Here is an 18,285-nt window from a genome sequence, read left to right on the forward strand (position 1 = left end):
CTCAGGCCCCTTGGGACAGGGTTGGGTAGTCGATGTAGCCTTCAGCGCCCGGTGCGTAGAAGGTGTCCTTGTTTGGCAGATTCAACTCGGCGCCTGCACGGAAGCGATCAGGCAGGTCGGGGTTGGCGAGGAATGCGCCGCCGAATACAGCGGCATCCGCTTTGCCGGTAGCGATCAACGATTCGGCGCTGTCTTTGTTGAGGCCGCTGCCAATCAGGTAGCTGCCGCCGAACAGAGGGCGCAATGCCGCGTGGTAGTCGAACGTGGTGCCGAACAGTGCCACGTGCAGGTAGGCCAGGTTCAGACCACCAAGCTGCTTGACCAGATAGGTGTAGGTTTCCTGCGGATTGGCATCGACGATGTCGTTAAAGTTCATCTCGGGGGAAATCTTGATACCCACACGGTCGCTGCCCACTTCACTTATCAGGGCGCCAATCACTTCCAATACGAAACGGACTCGATTCTCAACCGAACCGCCATAGTGGTCATCGCGCTGGTTGCTGCCGGTCGACAGAAACTGTTCAGGCAGATAACCCGAGGCGGTGTGCAGTTCTACGCCGTCGAACCCGGCTTCAATCGCGCGGCGCGCGGCTTGGCGGTAGCCTTCGACAACAGCGGCAATCTCGCTAACGGTCAGTGCGTGCGGTGTGACGAAGTCTTGCAACCCCGTGGCAGTGTAGGTCTGACCCGCCGCCTTAATGGCAGAAGGCGCCTGCGGTTGAGCTCCGTCAGCCAGCAACGACGGGTGTGAAACACGACCGCAATGCATAAGTTGCATGAAGATGCGGCCACCGCGAGCGTGTACGGCTTCAGCGACTTTCTTCCAGGCGGCGACCTGTTCGGCGGTTTCAATACCAGGCGTACGGACATAGCCCTTGCCGAGTGCAACGGGAAACACGCCTTCAGAAATGATCAGCCCGGCACTTGCCCGTTGTGCATAGTAGGTGGCGACCAGATCATTCGGCACACCCGCATCGTCAGCGCGCGAGCGTGTCATGGGGGCCATGACCATGCGGTTGGAGAGCGTGTAGCGACCTACTTGGACTTCGGAAAACAGAGCGTTCATTTGGGGCTCCTCAGTGGTGATGGAGCCATGATGGATCAATCCGAATACGGGATAAATCCGGTAAAATTGAAATCACTGATCCACTGATGGAGCAATCATTTGGAATATCTCAATGACATGGCCTTGTTCGTCGAGGTCGTGAAGATGCGCAGTTTCCGCGGGGCGGCGGAGTCCTTGGGCATGCCGAACTCGACGCTCTCGCGGCGCATCAGCGGCCTGGAAAAGCAGATTGGCTTGCGCCTGCTCCATCGCACGACTCGCAGGATCGAGCTAACCGAAGCCGGTCAGCTCTACTTCGAGCGCTGCAAGCGCATCGTCGACGAGGCCCGCTTGGCCCATGAGCAGTTGGGCGAGATGCTGGCCCGCCCTGGTGGCTTGTTGCGAGCTTCACTGCCGGTAGACTTCGCCAACATCTACCTGGCGCCATTGATTGCCGAGTTCGCCCGGCTGTATCCCGGCATCAGCTTCGAGTTCGATCTGACGCCCCGTCAGGTGGACCTCGTCAGTGAGCCTGTGGACGTTGTCATCCGTATGGGCGAGCCGCCCAACTCAAACCTGATTGCGCGTAAACTCGCAAGCCTGCAACGTTGCCTGTACGCCTCACCCAGATACCTTGAGCGTTCTGGTGAGCCGGACCATCCCTCCCAGCTCATCAACCATGAATGTCTACGGATGCGCGGAGTAGGTGCCGACCGCTGGACGCTGTCCAGCGAGGCCGGCAATGAGCACGTGGACGTAAGAGGGCGATTCGCACTCAACAGTGTGGGGATGCTCAGGCGCCTGGCATCCCTGGACCTGGGCATTGCCTTGCTGCCGGAGGGTATTGCCGCACAGGATGTGGCCAGTGGGGCACTGCGAAAAGTTCTGCCGCAGTGGCAAGCGTCACCGGTATCGGTCTACGCACTGACCGAGACACGGCTGTTGCCAGCCAAGACTCAACGGTTTATCGAGTTTTTGCGCGACAAGCTCGAAACCGCCTGAGCGTCTTAGGCGCGCTTCATAGAGGCTTGGCAGGCATTTGCATCCCCGCAACCATCTCTCGTGCTGCCGCGATGAATGCCGTCGAAGCCCCATTGACCTGGCACGTGACGATCAGCCCCTCACCGATCACGAAAAGCTGCATCGCAGCCACAGACGGTTGCTTGAGCTGTGCCTCGGTACAGATCGTTTCCAGGTAGGCGAGCACCTGTTGCTTATGTTGCTTTGCCAGTTGGTGAGGTGTTTCGCGCTGGTCACTGTATTCAGCAGCGGCGTTGATAAACGCACAGCCAAAAAAGTCTGGCCCTTGCGCCCAAGCGGCAATGAAGTCGATGTAGGCCAGTGGTCGCAGCGGGCCAGGCGCTGCCTCTAGCGCTGCCTTCATCTGCGCCATGAATTCGGTATGGCGAAGCTGTAGCGCGGCGTCGATCAGGTGTTCTTTGCTCGGGAAATGCCGATACAGCGTTTTCTTGGTGACCCCGGCCACCTGGCTCAGTTGCTCTACGCCGGAGGCGTGGTAGCCCTGGCGGTAAAACAAGCGCAAGGCCGACGCGGTGATGGTCTGGGATGTGCTCATGTGTTCTGGCCTCCTGGGGTACTGGACGTAGTGTACACCGATCGGTTGACATGCATGTATACCGATCGGTATCTTTTGCGCGGTCTAAAGCCTTTCTGGAGTTGCTACGATGCCCATCGGCCCCATCCTCAAATCGAGTGCGCCCCCCGCGCCTTCGCTGCATTTCAGCCTGTTGTCATTCATTGGTGCGGTTATCGCGATTGGTGCCACAGGCTGGCTTAGCCATGTGTCTGGAGCTCCCTGGTTGATGGCGTCCTTTGGTGCAAGCTGTGTACTCGCCTTCGGGTTGCCGGAGTCACCCTTGGCCCAGCCGCGCAGCATCATCGGTGGGCACCTGGTATCGACACTGGTCGGGTTGCTGGTACTTCACACGTTGGGGAATTCGTGGTGGGCCGGTGCGCTGGCCGTGGGCCTGGCGCTGGTAGCGATGCAACACACGCGCACATTGCATGCTCCGGCAGGCGGGAATCCATTGGTGGTTTTGGCAGCCGGTGCGCCTTTCAGTTTTCTGCTCACGCCGGTATTGGCCGGCTCAATCGTGATCGTTGCCGTTGCCTGGTGCTTGAACAACGCCCGTAGCCGTTCCAGTTATCCGAAGTACTGGCTATAGGCCGACTGTGCTCAGTTGCGAGGTTCGCTGCTGTCGGTCGAGGCCGGGTGGAGGCCTTGCCGTTCGGCGACAGCGCGTAGTGTTCTCAGGGTAATCATCGGGGCGTCGATGACGAACTGATTGGCCAGCCATGAAGGAATATCCCCTGCAGGATCGGCTTGCAGTTGGTAAGTCACCTCCGTTTCACTGTCGCTTTTGGGCACCATTTTCCAAAGGCCACTCAGCTTGCGCACCCGGGTCTGGCCCGGTACGCCAGGCACCATGCCAGGCACGGCGCTGAGGTGGCGTATGACTGCGCCGTCGTCGGTACGCTCAGTGTGTACCTTGAGTACGATGTCGCGGGTATTGGCCGGCCATGGCAGGGCGGTGGTGAGGTAAACCCAGGTGTCATCGCCTTCGACTTTCAACAGGCGCATGTCTGCGCAGGCGTATAGCCATTTGCAGGCGACCCGCAGGTTTTCCTGCAGGTCGCTGAGGGTGGCCACGCTGGCCTTGATCAGCGCTACGCCACGAAAGCGCTGGTAGGGAGAGCCCGGCACGTTGCTCAGGTAGACCTGGATGCCGTCCTCGTTTGCGGCCAGTTGCCAGTCCTCGGCGCTGACCAGCGTTGGGCGGCACAAGCCCAGCATGAGCAACAGGCCCGTGGCCATCGCTGGGAGTAGGTTCATGGTCAGACTCCCTGTGTACTAGCACGTTGAGCCGCTCCGCTGCTGTGAGTCTCCGGTTCTAGGGTTGGGCATACACCTTGAAGAGTTTTTTGGCCGTCTCGCCGGCGCCTCCCAGGTACTTGTCGTAGGCCTGTTCGATTTCGCCGGAACGGTACATTTCGCTGAGTGTGGTATCGACCAGCAAGCGGAAGTTTTCATCGCCGCGCTCCACCATCAATGAGACGGGTGCGAATTCAAAGATACGGTCCAGTATCATCAGCTTTGCGCCCGGGTAATCGGCGGCGACATGGGTTTTGAGCGACATCCGTTCAGAGAAGAACGCATCGGCCTTGCCATCGGCGACCAGTTTTATCCCTTCGTCGTTGTCCTTGACCGTGATCAGTGTGGCAACAACGCCGAGCAAGCGCATTTTCTCGCGGATCCACGCCTCGGAGACGCCGCCACCGGTGGTGACGAAGGTCTGGTTGGCGAGACCACGGTTGACGGTGGCGCGCCAGGTCGGCCCGCTGTGGGCCACCTTGCCATTGAGCACATTGAGTAACGCCTCATTGGCGTTGTCACGCACGACCACGGAAAGCCCGGCCGTGTAGACTGGTATTGAGTAGCTTACGGTTTTGCGCCGTTCCAGTGTCGCCGGTGTTGGCGTACAGAGGATGTCGATCTTGCCCGAGCCGACGGCGCTGGTGGCCTCGGTGATGTTGATGGGCTGGTAGTGCACTTGCAGCGAGGTCAGCCCCAGTTCGGCCTTGACCTTGTCGGCGATTTTCAGGCATAGGTCGATGGCGTAACCGCCGACCTTGTCGCCCTCCATGCTGCTGAACGGTGCGTAGTCTGGCAGGTAGCCCAGGTTAAAGGTGTTGTTGGCGCGAACGCGCTCCAGGGTGTTTGCGCTGGCCACGACCGGCATCAGCGCAAGCAAGCAGGTCATCAGCAGGCTTGCGGGTTTGGTTAACTGTACGTTCATATCCTGTTCCCCGTGTTCAGATGTCTTTGCAGTCCTGACAGCAACGCCTAAGGATTGCCGGCCCTGGCCTGGGCGGTTTGAGGCTCATTGACAAAACGTTTGGCGAGGAAGCCGTAGAGCAGGTAACCGAAGGCCAGCACCAGAGTGCCACCGAACACGGCGTCTCTACCGCAGGCATAGAGGGCATACAACGAATAGGCCACGGCAACCAGCAGCACGGCGGTATTGCGTGTGTTGACTGCTGATGAAGCCTTGGCCTTGTACATCATGACCAGCAGCCCGGTGAGCGCTGTCACGTAGGGAATCAGGTTGGTCACTGCCGCCAGGTTGACCAGTTTGCTGAACTGGGCACTGGCATTGGGCGAAATGGTCGACAGTGCCATGAGGGTCTGCAGTACGCCGCAGACGATCATGCCGATGATCGGTGCATTCCGTGCGCTGACCTTGCTGAACAGTTTCGGGAACATGCCTTGGTCGGCGGTCATCTTGGCCGTTTGCGCCAGGGTGAACTGCCAGCCCAGTAGCGAGCCTACGCACGCCATCACTGCCAGCGCCATGATGATGTTGCCGACCGTTGGGTTGAAAATGTGCGCATAGACGAGTGCGAAAGGTGCTGACGCGTTGGCCAGCTCAGCGTTGGGGATGATGCCCTGGATGACGGTAGTCGACAGCACATACACCACCGCAGCCCCCAGTGTCCCGAACAGGCAGGCCAGCGGTACTGTACGTTTGGGGTCTTCTACCGCATCGGAGGCCTGCGCGGCCGACTCCATGCCCAGAAATGCCCACAGGGTCAAGGGAATGGCTTTGCTCACTGCCTCGGAGATCGGCAGGCTGTTAGGGTTCCAGGCCGCGGCCAGCACGTCAGGCTTGAACCAGAACCAGCCGATGATGCACAGGCCTGCCACCGGGATGATCACGCCCCAGACGGTGACTGCACCGATCTTGCCGGTGATGCTGGGCCCGCCAAAGTTGGCCAGGGTGGTCAACCAGAGCAGGCCCACTGTACCGATGAACAACGGAATGGCGCCGCTGCCCAGCCAGGGCACGAATGAGGTCATGTAACCCACTGCGGAAATGGCGACGGCGACGTTGGCGATGGCCAGCGACAGGAAGTACAGGTACGAACAGAGGAAGAACCCGGACTTTGCGTGCGCCTCTTCGGTATAGGCAGACAATCCGCCTGATCGTGCGCAGAAAATGCCACATTGGGAAAAGCAGTAGGCGATGGCCATGGACCCAACAGCGGTCACTAGCCATGACAACAGTGATACTGCGCCGAGTTGGGCCATGCTTGTGGGCAGCATGATGATGCCGGAGCCCATCATGTTGACCGTTACCAGAGTGGTCAGCCCCACGAGGCTCATTTTCTTGCTTGAATCAGCCATCTGAAAACTCCTTACGCTCTCAAAAGCACTGACCCTGATTCCGGCGGTTTACTGCAAGCCGCAGGGGAGGGGGCTAAACGCTATTGTTTGACCACATACACCTTGTAGGTTGGCCGCCCCTGGCCATCACGCTCGATTTCGATGCCATGGTTGTCATGCTCGAAACCCGGAAAGTGACCATCGAACAGCTCCATTGCCAGCAAGTAATCGACGATGGCCTTTTTGTCGGCACCGGCTTTCTCTCCCGGCATCATCAGCGGGATGCCCGGTGGATAGGGAACGATCTGCACCGCGACCGTTCGATCAAGCATGTCGCGTACGGCAATCTGCTCTATTTCGCCACGAACCAGCCTGGCGTAGGTGGCGCGGGGGGAGGCGACCGGGTCAGGTAGCAGGGTGTAGGCAGCATCCATGTTGTGCAGCATTTTCGAGGCAAGCATGTCCTGGTGCATCTGCTCGGCAAGGTCCTTCAGGCCCATGTCGCGATAGCGATCACCATGGCTGGCGACCAGGTCGGGCAGTACCTGTTCCAGCGGCGAATTGTTGTCGTAGTGCCTCTTGAATTCCATCAGGCCAGCGACCAACGTGCCCCATTTACCTTTGGTCACGCCGATGCTGAACAGCAGCAGTATCGAGTACGGTTCCGTCTTTTCCACCACGGTTCCACGACTGGCGAGGAAGGTCGAGACCAAGGGGGCCGGGATACCGCTGGGCTCCATTGCGCCTTCGAGTGTCTGACCGGGCGTAAGCACCGTGACCTTGATCGGGTCAAGCATGCAGTAGTCGTCACCCAGGTCGCCGAACCCGTGCCAACTGGCCGTTGGTTTGAGCACCCAGGCATCGCCTCGGTGTAGCGCATCGGGGTCGATCTCGGCAAAGGGCACGCCGTTGACCTCATCCGGTTGCCAGACGCCAAACCACCAGTCGCCGGGATCGCGCTCACGCAGTTCGTTGCTCAGGCGCACCATGGCCTGGCGGAAGGCAATGGCCTCGCTGATCGATTCGTCGGTGAGGTACTCGCCGGCATCGTCCATCATCTTCGACGAGACATCGATCGACGCGATAATGCTGTATTGCGGCGACGTCGAGGTGTGCATCATGAAGGCTTCGTTGAACAGTGCCGGCTTGACCGGCACCTTGCCTGAGCGGATGTGGATCATCGACGCCTGTGACAGCGCAGCCAGCAGTTTGTGGGTCGAGTGGGTGACGGTGACTGTCGCATCATCGGCATGGCGCTCGCCACGGTGCATGCCATAGCGTCCTTCATAGAGTGTGTTGAAACGCGCGTAGGCGAACCAGGCTTCATCGTAGTGGATGCGGTCGACACTCTGGCTCAGCTCTCGGGTGGTGACCTGCACGTTGTAGCACAGGCCATCGTAGGTCGAGTTGGTCAGCACGGCCAATACCGGGCGTGCCTGCTTGTGGGTTGCCAAGGGGCTGTCGGCGAGTTTCTGGGCCACGGCTGCCGGTGTCAGTTCGCTGCGCGGTACAGGGCCGATCAGGCCGCGTGCATTACGGCGTGGGCGCAAGTACAGCGGTACCGCACCGGACATGTTCAGCGCATAGTTCAACGATTTATGGCAATTACGGTCGACCAGTACTGCATCGCCGTCGGTCACGGCAGCGTGCAAGACCATCTGGTTGCTCGCGGAACTGCCGCCCATCGAGAAGAAGGTGTAGTCGGCACCAAACACCCGCGCGGCGTATTTTTCTGCTTCGTCCACCGGGCCGGAATGGTCGTTGAGCGAGCCTAGCTCGCCAACCGAGACGCTGAGGTCTGAACGCAGCATTTGCTCGCCATAGAATTCGAGAAAGCTACGTCCGACGGCGGTCTTCATGAACGCCGTGCCGCCGGTATGGCCCGGTGTATGCCAGGAGTACTCATGGGTGCCGGCAAAATTGACCAGGGCACCGAAGAACGGCGGCAGGATGCTGTCGAGGTAGCGACGGGCAGCCGTTTCGATGCGTCCGGCGATGAATTGAGGGCTGTCTTCAGGTTGCCAGATAATCCCGTCGATGTGCTCGAAGAACGCCAGCGGAATCTGGCCTTGGGTCGCTTGGCTCAGGCCCAGCATGATCGGCAACTGTGCGGTGCGTCGCCGGATCAGGCGAATAAGTCGCAGCGCCTGTTCAGGTGCCGCGTCGCATAGCCCCCAGCCGATAATGGCGCAGCTGTAAGTTGAGTTGGCACTGATGGCGATCTCTGCCTCATCGAGCGACCCCACCAGCTCCACCCCGAGTTCATGTTCATGCAGCGCATCAGCGATGGCGTGGGCGCTGCGCACGATAATGCTGTCGTCGTGCCCCTTGGCATTGATCACGATCAGCACGGGGAAGCGTTGAACCATGTCGGCGGGTAAGCGCGTTTGCGATTGACTCATCGGGAAGGCTCCTTGAGGGTGGATAGCGTGTGTCGCGTCAAGTCTTGAGCACGTAGCCGTAAGCGCGGGTGCGTCCACCGTCCTGTTTCAAATACACGCCTTGCAGTTCCGGCGTGAAACCGGGCAGTTGGTTGATGCCTTCTTCCAGCGCCAGGAAATACTTCAGTACTGCGCCGCCCCATATTTCCCCCGGCACTACGCAGAGCACGCCAGGCGGGTAGGGCAAGGCGCCTTCGGCGGCGATGCGGCCGTCGGCGTCAGCCAGTGCTATGAGCTCGACGTTGCCGCGGATGTACTGGATCTGGGCGTCCTGAGGGTTCATCGCTTTTTTCGGAAAGTGCGCCTTGCGGAACATGTCTTTCTGCAATTGCTGAACGTTGTGCTGGCGGTACAGGTCGTGCATTTCCTGGCAGAGCTGGCGGATCGTGTAGCCGCTGTAGCGCTCCTGATACTGCTCGTAGACCGTGGGCAGCACCCGGCTCATGGGGGCGTTATCGTTGATGAACCGCTCGAAACGGGCGATCTGTGCGCCAAGATGGCTCATCTTCGCCCAGTCTTCTGCGGGGGTAAGCAGGAACAGGATCGAGTTGAGGTCGCATTTTTCCGGAACAATGCCGTTCTGGCGTAGGAAGTTCGCCAGTATGCCGGCGTGAATACCGAAATCCGCATAGCTGCCGTCGGCGGGATTGATGCCCGGTGTTGTAAACAGCAGTTTGCAGGGGTCGATGAAATACTGCTTGTCGGCATACCCTGGGAATGCGTGCCATCGCTCCCCTGGCTGAAACTCGAAAAAGCGGATGTCCTTGGCGATTTCGTCGGTCGGATAGTCCTGCCACGGCCGGCCGTCAATGGTGCCCGGCACGAACGGCCGGACCAGGGTGCAGGCCTCCAGGATCAACTTGCGTGCATTGATGCCGAACTTGATGCAGTCGTCCCACAGCCGCACGCCACTGCGACCGGAGTGGATACGTGCATTGATATCCAGAGACGCGAACAGCGGGTAGAAAGGGCTGGTGGAGGCCTGGGCCATGAACGAGTTGTTCAAACGGGCATGATTGCAGTAGCGCGGCTGCCCTTTGATGTGGCGGTCTTTTTTATGGATCTGCGAGGCCTGGGAAAAACCGGCTTGCTGTTTGTGGACGGATTGGGTGACGAAGATGCCCGGGTCGTTTTCATTCAGATCCAGCAGCAGAGGTGAGCAATCCTTCATCATCGGAATGAACTGTTCGTAACCTACCCACGCTGAATCGAAAAGAATGTAGTCGCACAACTTGCCGATACGATCTACCACCTGACGGGCGTTGTAGATGGTGCCGTCATAGGTGCCCAACTGGATGATCGCCAGGCGAAACGGGCGTGGCAGGGTTGCCTTGTCTGGCGCGACTTCGCTGACCAACTGACGCAGGTAGCCTTCATCGAAACAGTGGGCATCAATACCGCCGATGAAACCGTAAGGGTTGCGCGCAGTCTCCAGGTAAACCGGAGTGCCGCCCGACTGGAGTAAAGCACCCTGATGGTTGGACTTATGGTTGTTGCGGTCGAACAGGACCAGGTCACCTGGGGTGATCAGGGCGTTGGTAACCACCTTGTTGGAGGCCGAGGTGCCGTTGAGCACGAAGTAGGTCTTGTCGGCGTTGAACACCGTGGCTGCATGTTTTTGTGCAAGCAGTGCAGGGCCTTCATGAATCAGCAGATCGCCCAGTTTGACGTCAGCATTACACCTGTCGGCGCGAAACAGTGTTTCGCCGAAGAAGTCGAAAAACTGCCTGCCTGCCGGGTGTTTGCGAAAAAACTGGCCACCCTGGTGGCCGGGGCAGGCAAATGTTGAGTTGGCCGCCTCCGTGTAGTACTTGAGTGCGTTGAAGAACGGAGGCAGGAGGGCGTCCTCATAGTCCTTGGCCGCGGTCTCTAGTTGATGACCGTAATAGTCGGCGTTATGACTGGAGAGTTCGAAAACACCATTGACCTGCAGGAGTACGTCCTGCACACGCTTGTAGTCTTCCAGGGCACGTTTACCGCCTTGTTCGACGGCGAAAAAAATGGGGATATCAAAGCCGTTACGCTTAATGACCTCAAGCGCTCCCGCCAGCACATCGTCCAGCGAAAACACTGCAGCGGCGACGTCGGTGTAGTCGGTTTGATCCAGGGGTACAACGTCTCGAGTGGTATTGAAGCAAGCACGAACCGAATCATTGGCAGCGACTTTCAAGGCGTCCATGAATGGGCCTCTTAAGGGGGTGTGTATGTCGTCTGTTTCAATGGAACAGCAGTGTTTAGGGTGGGTTAATGATTCCGACCCCAAGCCATCGGTTTTATTGGTTATAGATCATGATTGATGAGCGCGTAATGTTTTGTCGAAAGGGTGAACAGCGAGGCTGCACGCTGTCGATTTCATCCACAGAACTTCACAGTCACGTGCCAGCGAGGTCGGGCGTCGATAGGGTCAATGTCATGAAACAATCACGGGTTACCTCGGCAACCACTACCAAGGCCGCCAGAGGCGGGGCGTGAGCCAGTAAGCGTGCGAACCCTAAAGATCCTGTCAGCGATGGACAGGGCCCTGTTTGCCCTTGTGTCGCTGGCTGCCTACCTCAAGCGCTGAGCCACTGTTCGACCTTGTCACGGGAGGGGACGCCCCCTGAGTGAACAACTTTTCCATCAATCACAACGCTGGGCGTGGACATAACCCCGTAGCTGACGATCTGTTGCATGTCTTCGATCTTCTCCAGCTTCACCGGGATGCCTGTCGCGCTCGCCACCTGTTCGATGATGGCCACCGTTGATTTGCATTTGGCACAACCGCTACCCAGAACCTTGATGTCTTTCATAAAAACCTCAATACGTGGATTAAAGCGCGAAGTTGAAGAGGTAACCGACGATGAGAATGCCGACGCCGACGACCCCAATGAAGGTGGCTATCAGGCGAACCTTCAGCACCTTGCGCAAGATCACCATCTCCGGAAGGGAGAGGGCGATGACACTCATCATGAAGGCCAGCACAGTGCCCAGCGCCGCGCCCTTTGCGAGCAGTGCCTGCACAATCGGGATGATGCCTGCAGCATTGGTGTACATGGGGATGCCGATAAGTACCGCGAGCGGAACCGACCACCAGGCTTCCTTGCCCATGAAGCTGGCCATGAAATCCTCAGGCACATACCCGTGAATGCCTGCGCCAATGGCAATACCGGCAAGGATGTAAGGCCATACTCTCCCAACGATTTCACGTACGCTGCTAAACCCGGCATTTATCCGCTCATACAGCGGCATACTCGTGTCACCGGCGGTTGCCTGGATTTTGGGCATTTCACGAACCCAGTCCTCCAGATAGGCCTCCATTTTCAGGCGTCCAATGACCCAACCTGCGACAACCGCAATAAACAAACCCAAGCCCAGGTACAGCAGTGCGATCTTCCAGCCGAACAGGCCAAGCAACAGTGTCAGCGCTACCTCATTCACCATAGGCGCGGAAATGAGGAAAGAGAACGTCACCCCTAGTGGCACGCCCGCTTGAACAAAACCTATGAATAGAGGAACGGCTGAGCAGGAGCAAAATGGAGTAAACACACCAAGTGACGCGGCCATGACATTGGCCATCCCCTCGCTTCGTCCCGCCAGCATTGCGCGGGTGCGCTCAGGCGTGAAGTGGGAGTTGATCATGCCCATCAAGAACACAATGCCGGTCAGCAGCATCAGCACTTTGGGTGTGTCGTAGAAGAAAAACTGTAAGGCGCCGCCAAGGTGGCTATTGCGATCAACCGGAAGCGTTGCGACCAACGCTTCGGACGCAGGAATCAGGGCCTCATACAGTCCGAACCAGACAGACGCGGCCACTGCCAAAAAGAGGCGGGGGTTACGTTCAGGCCAGCGCACAATTACTTCGTTCATGCACACGACTCCCAGGGTGCAGACGCACTAGACCACGGACGAATGGCCAAGAAAGGCTGAAATTTCGTTGACGGTGCTACGTGCGGTGCGTGTTACGCCGATCAACGTGGCAGAAGCCGAACCTGTCCACTCGCCATAGCCGACCAGCCATAGCCTCGGTTCTTGGGTCGAGTGAGTGCCTTCGACGTCAACGCGGCCTTCGGCATTGATTACGCCAAGTCCATTCAGATGCTGCAGGGCTGGCCTGAATCCGGTACACCAGATCACCACATCCACGGCAGATTCAGTTCCATCGGCCCACCTCACGCCGTTGCGAGTGAAATGTTCAAAAGGGCGTACAGATCTGAGAGCGTTACGCTCACGAGCCTCGACAACGGGAGGCACCATGACGATGTCTCCCAACCCGCCGACGGGTTGGTCAATGACACGCCCCTCCTGTTGAGCTTTCAATCGCTCAGTCGCACGCTCGAAAAGTACCCGCCCATCAACATTGTCAGGCAGAAACACCGGTTCAGCAGGGGTTACCCATGTGGTCTCGGCGACCTTGGAAACTTCTGCCAGAATCTGCGCCCCGGAATTACCGCCGCCCACCACCAGCACTTTCTTGCCCGCAAATGCATGTGCTTCAACATAGTTCGCAGAGTGCAACTGCCGCCCAGCGAACTGTTCGGCACCGGGGTAGTGAGGAATGTAAGGGTTGCTCCAGGTACCTGTCGCGCTGATGACAACCTTGGCATCCCAATGCCTGTCGTCAGCGTGTACTCGCAAGCCAGACGCTGTACGCTCCACACGCGAGACCTGCACTGGGCGCTCGACCGGAAACTGGTACCGCTGCTCGTACTGGTTGAGGTACCCGATCACATGATTTCGTGTCGGGTAGCCATCTTGCGTGGGGGGCATCATCCAGCAGGGGATTGAACTCCAGGTGGACGGTGAGAACAGGCGCAGTGAGTTCCAGCCATGACGCCAGGCGCCCCCTGGCGCTTCCTCTGCGTCGAGGATGACGAAAGAAAGTTGGGTGCGGCGCAGGAAATACGCTACAGCCAAGGCTGATTGGCCCCCACCGATGATGACGATGTCTAGTTGACTGCTAAGCGGATGAGCCATGGGAGGGGAGCCTGGAGTCGATGCGGGGCGGTGCTTAGTATAGCGACTCCGTTTTGACGCCAACTGATCTGGCTCACAAAGCCATTGCGATTATCAGGCGAAAAAAGTGCATTTTCAGATGGCCATGACTGCTATGCGTTTTGCGTTTCGTGCAAACCACAGGCCTCTTGACTCGCCAACCAGCCAGGAAACGAAGGTGGCGCTTTACTGTATATTTGAAAAATCATATATTCGTTTAACCATATAAGCCCCTGAACTTGGCAATGAGCGCCAAGCCCGATGCTTACCGCCATCCTCTTCACGACAGCCATGAACATATCAAGAGGTTTGTGCTGGTGAAAACCAAACGTCGAGACCCCTATGGCTGACCCCCTGACGCCAACCACCGTATTCAAATGCCTGGCCGATGAGACCCGCGTTCGCCTGATGTTGCTCATTGCTCGTGAGCAAGAGCTGTGCGTTTGTGAGCTCACCTGTGCGCTCGATGAAAGCCAGCCCAAGATTTCCCGTCATCTGGCACAGCTGCGCAATTGCGGTTTGCTTGAGGATCGTCGGCAGGGGCAATGGGTTTATTACCGCCTGCATCCCAACCTCCCGGCCTGGGTGATCGCTGTGCTCAAGAGCACCCTTGACGCCAACCAGCGTTGGCTCAGCCCCGACGCCAAGCGCCTTGACGTGATGGGTGACCGCCCACAGCGCCTTTCTGCTTGCTGTTGAGTCAACGCTTGCCCGAGCTGTGCTCGGCTTTTATGAGATAGCCCGCAGGGCGCACTTGCTCAGGAGTCAATCCGTGACTGAAGAACATCTCCCCAACCTTAATGCTGAACTGGTCGAACTGCCGACTCCCGATAAGCTTGGCAGTACCCTGTTGGCCACGCACAAGCCACGCATCCTGCTTCTGTACGGCTCGACCCGCGAGCGCTCGTTTAGCCGCTTGCTGACGGAGGAAGCCGCTCGCTTGCTGGAGCATTTCGGTGCCGAAACACGAATCTTCAATCCATCCGGTCTGCCCTTGCCTGACGATGCTCCGGACAACCATCCCAAGGTGCAGGAACTACGCGAGCTGATGCAGTGGTCGGAGGGGCAGGTTTGGTGCTCACCTGAGCGTCACGGTGCGATGACTGCCGTGTTCAAGGCGCAGATTGACTGGGTACCGCTGGCCATGGGCGCCGTGCGTCCGACCCAGGGCAAGACCCTGGCCGTGATGCAAGTCAGTGGAGGGTCTCAGTCTTTCAATGTGGTCAATCAGTTGCGCGTACTCGGACGCTGGATGCGCATGTTCACCATTCCGAACCAGTCGTCGGTACCCAAGGCCTACCTGGAATTCGACGAAGAGGGCCGTATGAAGCCGTCGACGTTCTACGACCGCGTCGTGGATGTGATGGAAGAACTGGTGAAATTCACCCTGCTGTTGCGTGAGCGCTCCGACTATTTGGTCGACCGTTATTCCGAGCGAAAGGAGTCCGCAGAAGAACTCTCCAGGCGTGTCAATCAACGCGCCATTTGAAGGGTTCGTTACTGTTTCGTAATGCCCGTACGTCATTATCAACGGCATCTACAAGTCCGACATCGTCACGTCGTAACTACCTGCAGGCCGTTGCTTCAAGAGAACAAACACATGCGTATAAAAGTAGGTATCAACGGTTTCGGTCGCATCGGTCGTCTTGCCTTGCGTGCAGCCTGGAGCTGGCCTGAGTTTGAGTTCGTGCAGATCAACGATCCGGCAGGCGACGCAGCAACGCATGCGCACCTGATCAACTTCGATTCGGTGCATGGCCGCTGGTGCCACGAAGCGAGCGCCGAGGGTGATCAGGTTGTGATTGACGGCAAGCGGATCAAGGTGACCGCCAACAAGGCGATTGCCGACACCGACTGGTCGGGTTGCGATCTGGTCATCGAAGCCAGCGGCAAGATGAAAACCGTTGCGGTACTTCAGGCCTACCTGGATCAGGGTGTGAAGCGTGTGGTTGTGTGCGCGCCGGTCAAGGAAAGCGGCGCGCTGAACGTTGTCATGGGGGTTAACCAACACCTGTTCGACCCGGCATTGCACCGTATCGTGACCGCTGCCTCCTGCACCACCAACTGCCTGGCCCCGGTGGTCAAGGTGATCCATGAAAACCTGGGGATTCGCCACGGCTCGATCACCACTATTCACGACCTGACCAACACCCAGAGCATCCTTGATCAGCCGCACAAGGATTTGCGTCGCGCCCGTGCCTCGGGCATGAGCCTGATCCCGACGACCACGGGTTCTGCCACCGCGATTGCCGAGATCTTCCCTGAGCTGCGCGGCAAGCTGAACGGCCATGCCGTGCGCGTGCCGCTGGCCAACGCCTCGCTTACCGATTGCGTGTTCGAAGTCGAGCGCGCTACCTCCGTGGATGAGGTCAACGCGTTGCTTAAAGCGGCCGCAGAGGGCCCGCTGAAAAATATCCTGGGCTATGAAGAACGCCCGCTGGTGTCCATCGACTACCGCACCGACCCGCGCTCCTCGATCATTGATGCGCTCTCGACCTTGGTGGTCAATGACACCCAGGTGAAGATCTACGCCTGGTACGACAACGAGTGGGGGTACGCCAACCGTGCTGTCGAGCTGGCCAGGCTGGTCGGTTTGGCAGGCTGAGAAGGGAGTGATCATGCACGCGCTGTCAGCCCTCTCCCCGCAGGTGCGCCAGTACCTGCTGGTCACCGGTAATTACTGGGCCTTTACGCTCACCGACGGTGCACTGCGCATGTTGGTGGTGTTGCACTTCCATGCGTTGGGCTACAGCCCGTTGCAGATTGCGTTCCTGTTCCTGTTCTACGAGATCTTCGGGGTCATTACCAATCTGTTGGGTGGCTACCTTGGCGCCCGGGTGGGGCTGAATCGCACCATGAACATTGGTCTGGGGCTCCAGGTTGCGGCGTTGTTGATGCTTGCCGTACCTGCGGCTTGGCTGACCATCCCTTGGGTGATGGGTGCCCAGGCAATGTCGGGGATTGCCAAAGACCTCAACAAGATGAGCGCCAAGAGTTCAATAAAACTCCTGGTGCCCGACAGTCAACAAGGCACGCTCTACCAGTGGGTAGCGATCCTTACCGGCTCGAAGAACGCATTGAAGGGCGTTGGCTTCTTCCTAGGCGGCGCATTGCTCGCGCTGATGGACTTCAAAAGCGCAGTACTGGTCATGGCGGCGGTCTTGGCGTTGATCTGGCTAGCTAGCCTGTTCTTGCTGAAGAAAGATCTTGGCAGGGCCAAAGGAAAGCCAAAGTTCCGCGACATCCTGTCCAAGAGCCGGGCAATCAATATCCTCTCGGCAGCGCGAATGTTCCTCTTTGGTGCCCGCGATGTGTGGTTCGTGGTGGCCTTGCCGGTCTACCTGAGTAGCGTGTTTGGCTGGGATTTCTGGCAGGTGGGCGGATTCCTGGCTGCCTGGGTGATCGGCTACGGCATTATCCAATCGCTGGCTCCAAACATCACAGGAAAGAAACGCGGCCACGTTCCTGATGGGCGGGCTGCCTTCGTTTGGGCGGGGCTGTTGGCAGGCCTGCCTGCGGCCATTGCCCTGGGGCTCTCGGCGGGCAGCTCTCCGCAACTTGTGCTGCTGGGCGGCCTCCTGGTGTTTGGCGCACTGTTTGCCGTGAACTCGTCGCTGCACAGTTACCTGATCGTTTCCTACGCCAAGGAAGACGGGGTGTCGTTGGACGTAGGCTTCTACTATATGTCCAATGCAATGGGACGATTACTGGGCACTGTGTTGTCGGGCTGGATTTATCAGCGTTACGGGCTGGAGGCGTGCTTGTGGGTTTCCACCGCATTCGTCCTGTTGGCCGCACTGATTTCCGTGGCTTTGCCTCGGCACGCGATTGTGCACTAACGATTCAATCAACCGGCCTGAACCACGCTTGGGTCGGTTGAGCGTACAGAATGACCACCATCGTCATACCCAACGAAGGCTAAATCCGAAGGATCGAATCGATCGCTCGTGTCCATCCGTACATTTCGCAGGCCCACTGTTTGCAGGTGCGACGCGTACAGACGCTCAGAAAAATAGCTGATCAGCAGGGTGCGACGGCGTGCGCCGATTGCGTTCAGGCTGGCGGCATGCACCAGATCGACATCAAACACCAGAATGTCACCCGCAGAGCCTGAAAGCTGCACAGACCGGGACTCGTCGTTGAAGTCGAACGGCGGTGCTCCGTGCACGGGGCGATGGCTGCCGGGGACGATACGGGTTGCGCCGTTCTCAGGGCCATAATCGTCGAAATAAGCTAAAGCACCGACGATGTCGCCTGGTCGTTGCGCCGACAAGTCGCGGTGCAGTTGCTGATGGCCGCCACCTGCAAGGGGTTCGCGACCCTCGACCTGTGCGAGGAAGAACCGTTCTCCAATCAGCTCGCCAACCACCGTCAGTACCTGCGGCAGACGACACACCGCCTGAACCTTCGCGTCGGTGTCCAGCAGCGAGTGACGCCAGTCCATGCCGCGCGGCACCGGCCATTGGTCAGACGGCTTCACGCCCGCATCGAACACGGCACGAAGGTCACTCAGCCACTCGCTTGGGATTACGCGACGGAGCAGCACATAACCCTCTCGATGGAGCTGTTCGCGGTCTGTCATAGCGTCCTCAGTTCTCATCGCCACCAACGCGTCTTGCAGGGTGGCCCGGCGCTAGACTAAA

17 protein-coding genes are annotated in these 18,285 nt (G+C 58.6%); 6 read left to right on the forward strand and 11 right to left on the reverse strand.

Features of this window, described 5'->3' with window-relative positions; all coding sequences use genetic code 11:
- Position 1: 1 nt before the first annotated feature.
- The gene (locus ACZ9H3_RS03480; protein ID WP_476219601.1) at positions 2–1,066 is read right to left on the reverse strand and encodes an alkene reductase; all 1,065 of its coding nucleotides are present in this window, start codon (positions 1,064–1,066) and stop codon (positions 2–4) included.
- Positions 1,067–1,165: 99 nt separating this feature from the next.
- Between ACZ9H3_RS03480 and ACZ9H3_RS03485 the strand changes: the two genes are divergently transcribed.
- A complete protein-coding gene (locus ACZ9H3_RS03485; protein WP_099774639.1) occupies positions 1,166–2,047 on the forward strand; it encodes a LysR family transcriptional regulator in 882 nt (293 codons plus the stop codon).
- A 16-nt stretch (positions 2,048–2,063) separates the two neighbouring features.
- Here the strand turns inward: ACZ9H3_RS03485 and ACZ9H3_RS03490 are convergent, their stop codons facing one another.
- A complete protein-coding gene (locus tag ACZ9H3_RS03490; RefSeq protein ID WP_099774641.1) occupies positions 2,064–2,621 on the reverse strand; it encodes a TetR/AcrR family transcriptional regulator in 558 nt (185 codons plus the stop codon).
- Positions 2,622–2,730: 109 nt separating this feature from the next.
- Here ACZ9H3_RS03490 and ACZ9H3_RS03495 point away from each other — a divergent pair, with 109 nt between their 5' ends.
- Complete coding sequence (locus tag ACZ9H3_RS03495) at positions 2,731–3,231, forward strand: HPP family protein (RefSeq protein ID WP_099774643.1); 501 nt, start codon at positions 2,731–2,733, stop codon at positions 3,229–3,231.
- Between the two features lie 11 nt (positions 3,232–3,242).
- Here ACZ9H3_RS03495 and ACZ9H3_RS03500 read toward each other — a convergent pair whose 3' ends face one another.
- The 8 genes from ACZ9H3_RS03500 to ACZ9H3_RS03535 all read right to left on the reverse strand — a co-directional run bounded on the left by ACZ9H3_RS03500 (position 3,243) and on the right by ACZ9H3_RS03535 (position 13,624).
- The gene (locus tag ACZ9H3_RS03500; RefSeq protein ID WP_099776659.1) at positions 3,243–3,881 is read right to left on the reverse strand and encodes an START domain-containing protein; all 639 of its coding nucleotides are present in this window, start codon (positions 3,879–3,881) and stop codon (positions 3,243–3,245) included.
- Between the two features lie 76 nt (positions 3,882–3,957).
- Positions 3,958–4,863, reverse strand: coding sequence for an amino acid ABC transporter substrate-binding protein (locus ACZ9H3_RS03505; protein WP_099774645.1), 906 nt, complete (start codon positions 4,861–4,863; stop codon positions 3,958–3,960).
- A 47-nt stretch (positions 4,864–4,910) separates the two neighbouring features.
- Positions 4,911–6,251 (reverse strand): putrescine-ornithine antiporter, encoded by a 1,341-nt coding sequence (gene potE / locus ACZ9H3_RS03510; protein ID WP_330522670.1) that lies wholly within the window; start codon positions 6,249–6,251, stop codon positions 4,911–4,913.
- Positions 6,252–6,331: 80 nt separating this feature from the next.
- Positions 6,332–8,632, reverse strand: coding sequence for an Orn/Lys/Arg family decarboxylase (locus ACZ9H3_RS03515; RefSeq protein WP_476219606.1), 2,301 nt, complete (start codon positions 8,630–8,632; stop codon positions 6,332–6,334).
- A 37-nt stretch (positions 8,633–8,669) separates the two neighbouring features.
- Positions 8,670–10,850: an ornithine decarboxylase SpeF gene (gene speF / locus ACZ9H3_RS03520; protein ID WP_476219608.1), complete on the reverse strand. Its 2,181-nt coding sequence runs from the start codon at positions 10,848–10,850 to the stop codon at positions 8,670–8,672.
- 373 nt (positions 10,851–11,223) lie between these two features.
- Entirely contained in the window at positions 11,224–11,460 is a 237-nt protein-coding gene (locus ACZ9H3_RS03525) for a thioredoxin family protein (protein WP_099774653.1), read from the reverse strand.
- 19 nt (positions 11,461–11,479) lie between these two features.
- Entirely contained in the window at positions 11,480–12,517 is a 1,038-nt protein-coding gene (locus ACZ9H3_RS03530; RefSeq protein WP_099774655.1) for a permease, read from the reverse strand.
- Between the two features lie 27 nt (positions 12,518–12,544).
- Positions 12,545–13,624: an ArsO family NAD(P)H-dependent flavin-containing monooxygenase gene (locus ACZ9H3_RS03535; protein ID WP_476219610.1), complete on the reverse strand. Its 1,080-nt coding sequence runs from the start codon at positions 13,622–13,624 to the stop codon at positions 12,545–12,547.
- 360 nt (positions 13,625–13,984) lie between these two features.
- Between ACZ9H3_RS03535 and ACZ9H3_RS03540 the strand changes: the two genes are divergently transcribed.
- The 4 genes from ACZ9H3_RS03540 to arsJ all read left to right on the forward strand — a co-directional run bounded on the left by ACZ9H3_RS03540 (position 13,985) and on the right by arsJ (position 17,481).
- Positions 13,985–14,341, forward strand: coding sequence for a metalloregulator ArsR/SmtB family transcription factor (locus tag ACZ9H3_RS03540; RefSeq protein ID WP_065761202.1), 357 nt, complete (start codon positions 13,985–13,987; stop codon positions 14,339–14,341).
- Between the two features lie 73 nt (positions 14,342–14,414).
- Positions 14,415–15,131, forward strand: coding sequence for an arsenical resistance protein ArsH (gene arsH / locus ACZ9H3_RS03545; protein ID WP_099774662.1), 717 nt, complete (start codon positions 14,415–14,417; stop codon positions 15,129–15,131).
- A gap of 111 nt (positions 15,132–15,242) precedes the next feature.
- Positions 15,243–16,247 carry an ArsJ-associated glyceraldehyde-3-phosphate dehydrogenase gene (locus tag ACZ9H3_RS03550; protein ID WP_330522665.1) on the forward strand — a complete coding sequence of 335 codons (1,005 nt, stop codon included), beginning with the start codon at positions 15,243–15,245 and terminating at the stop codon, positions 16,245–16,247.
- Positions 16,248–16,260: 13 nt separating this feature from the next.
- Complete coding sequence (gene arsJ / locus ACZ9H3_RS03555) at positions 16,261–17,481, forward strand: organoarsenical effux MFS transporter ArsJ (RefSeq protein WP_476219614.1); 1,221 nt, start codon at positions 16,261–16,263, stop codon at positions 17,479–17,481.
- A gap of 8 nt (positions 17,482–17,489) precedes the next feature.
- Here the strand turns inward: arsJ and ACZ9H3_RS03560 are convergent, their stop codons facing one another.
- Positions 17,490–18,224: a phytanoyl-CoA dioxygenase family protein gene (locus tag ACZ9H3_RS03560; RefSeq protein WP_476219616.1), complete on the reverse strand. Its 735-nt coding sequence runs from the start codon at positions 18,222–18,224 to the stop codon at positions 17,490–17,492.
- Positions 18,225–18,285 lie beyond the last annotated feature (61 nt).

The organism is Pseudomonas sp. TE3910 (assembly GCF_056279025.1).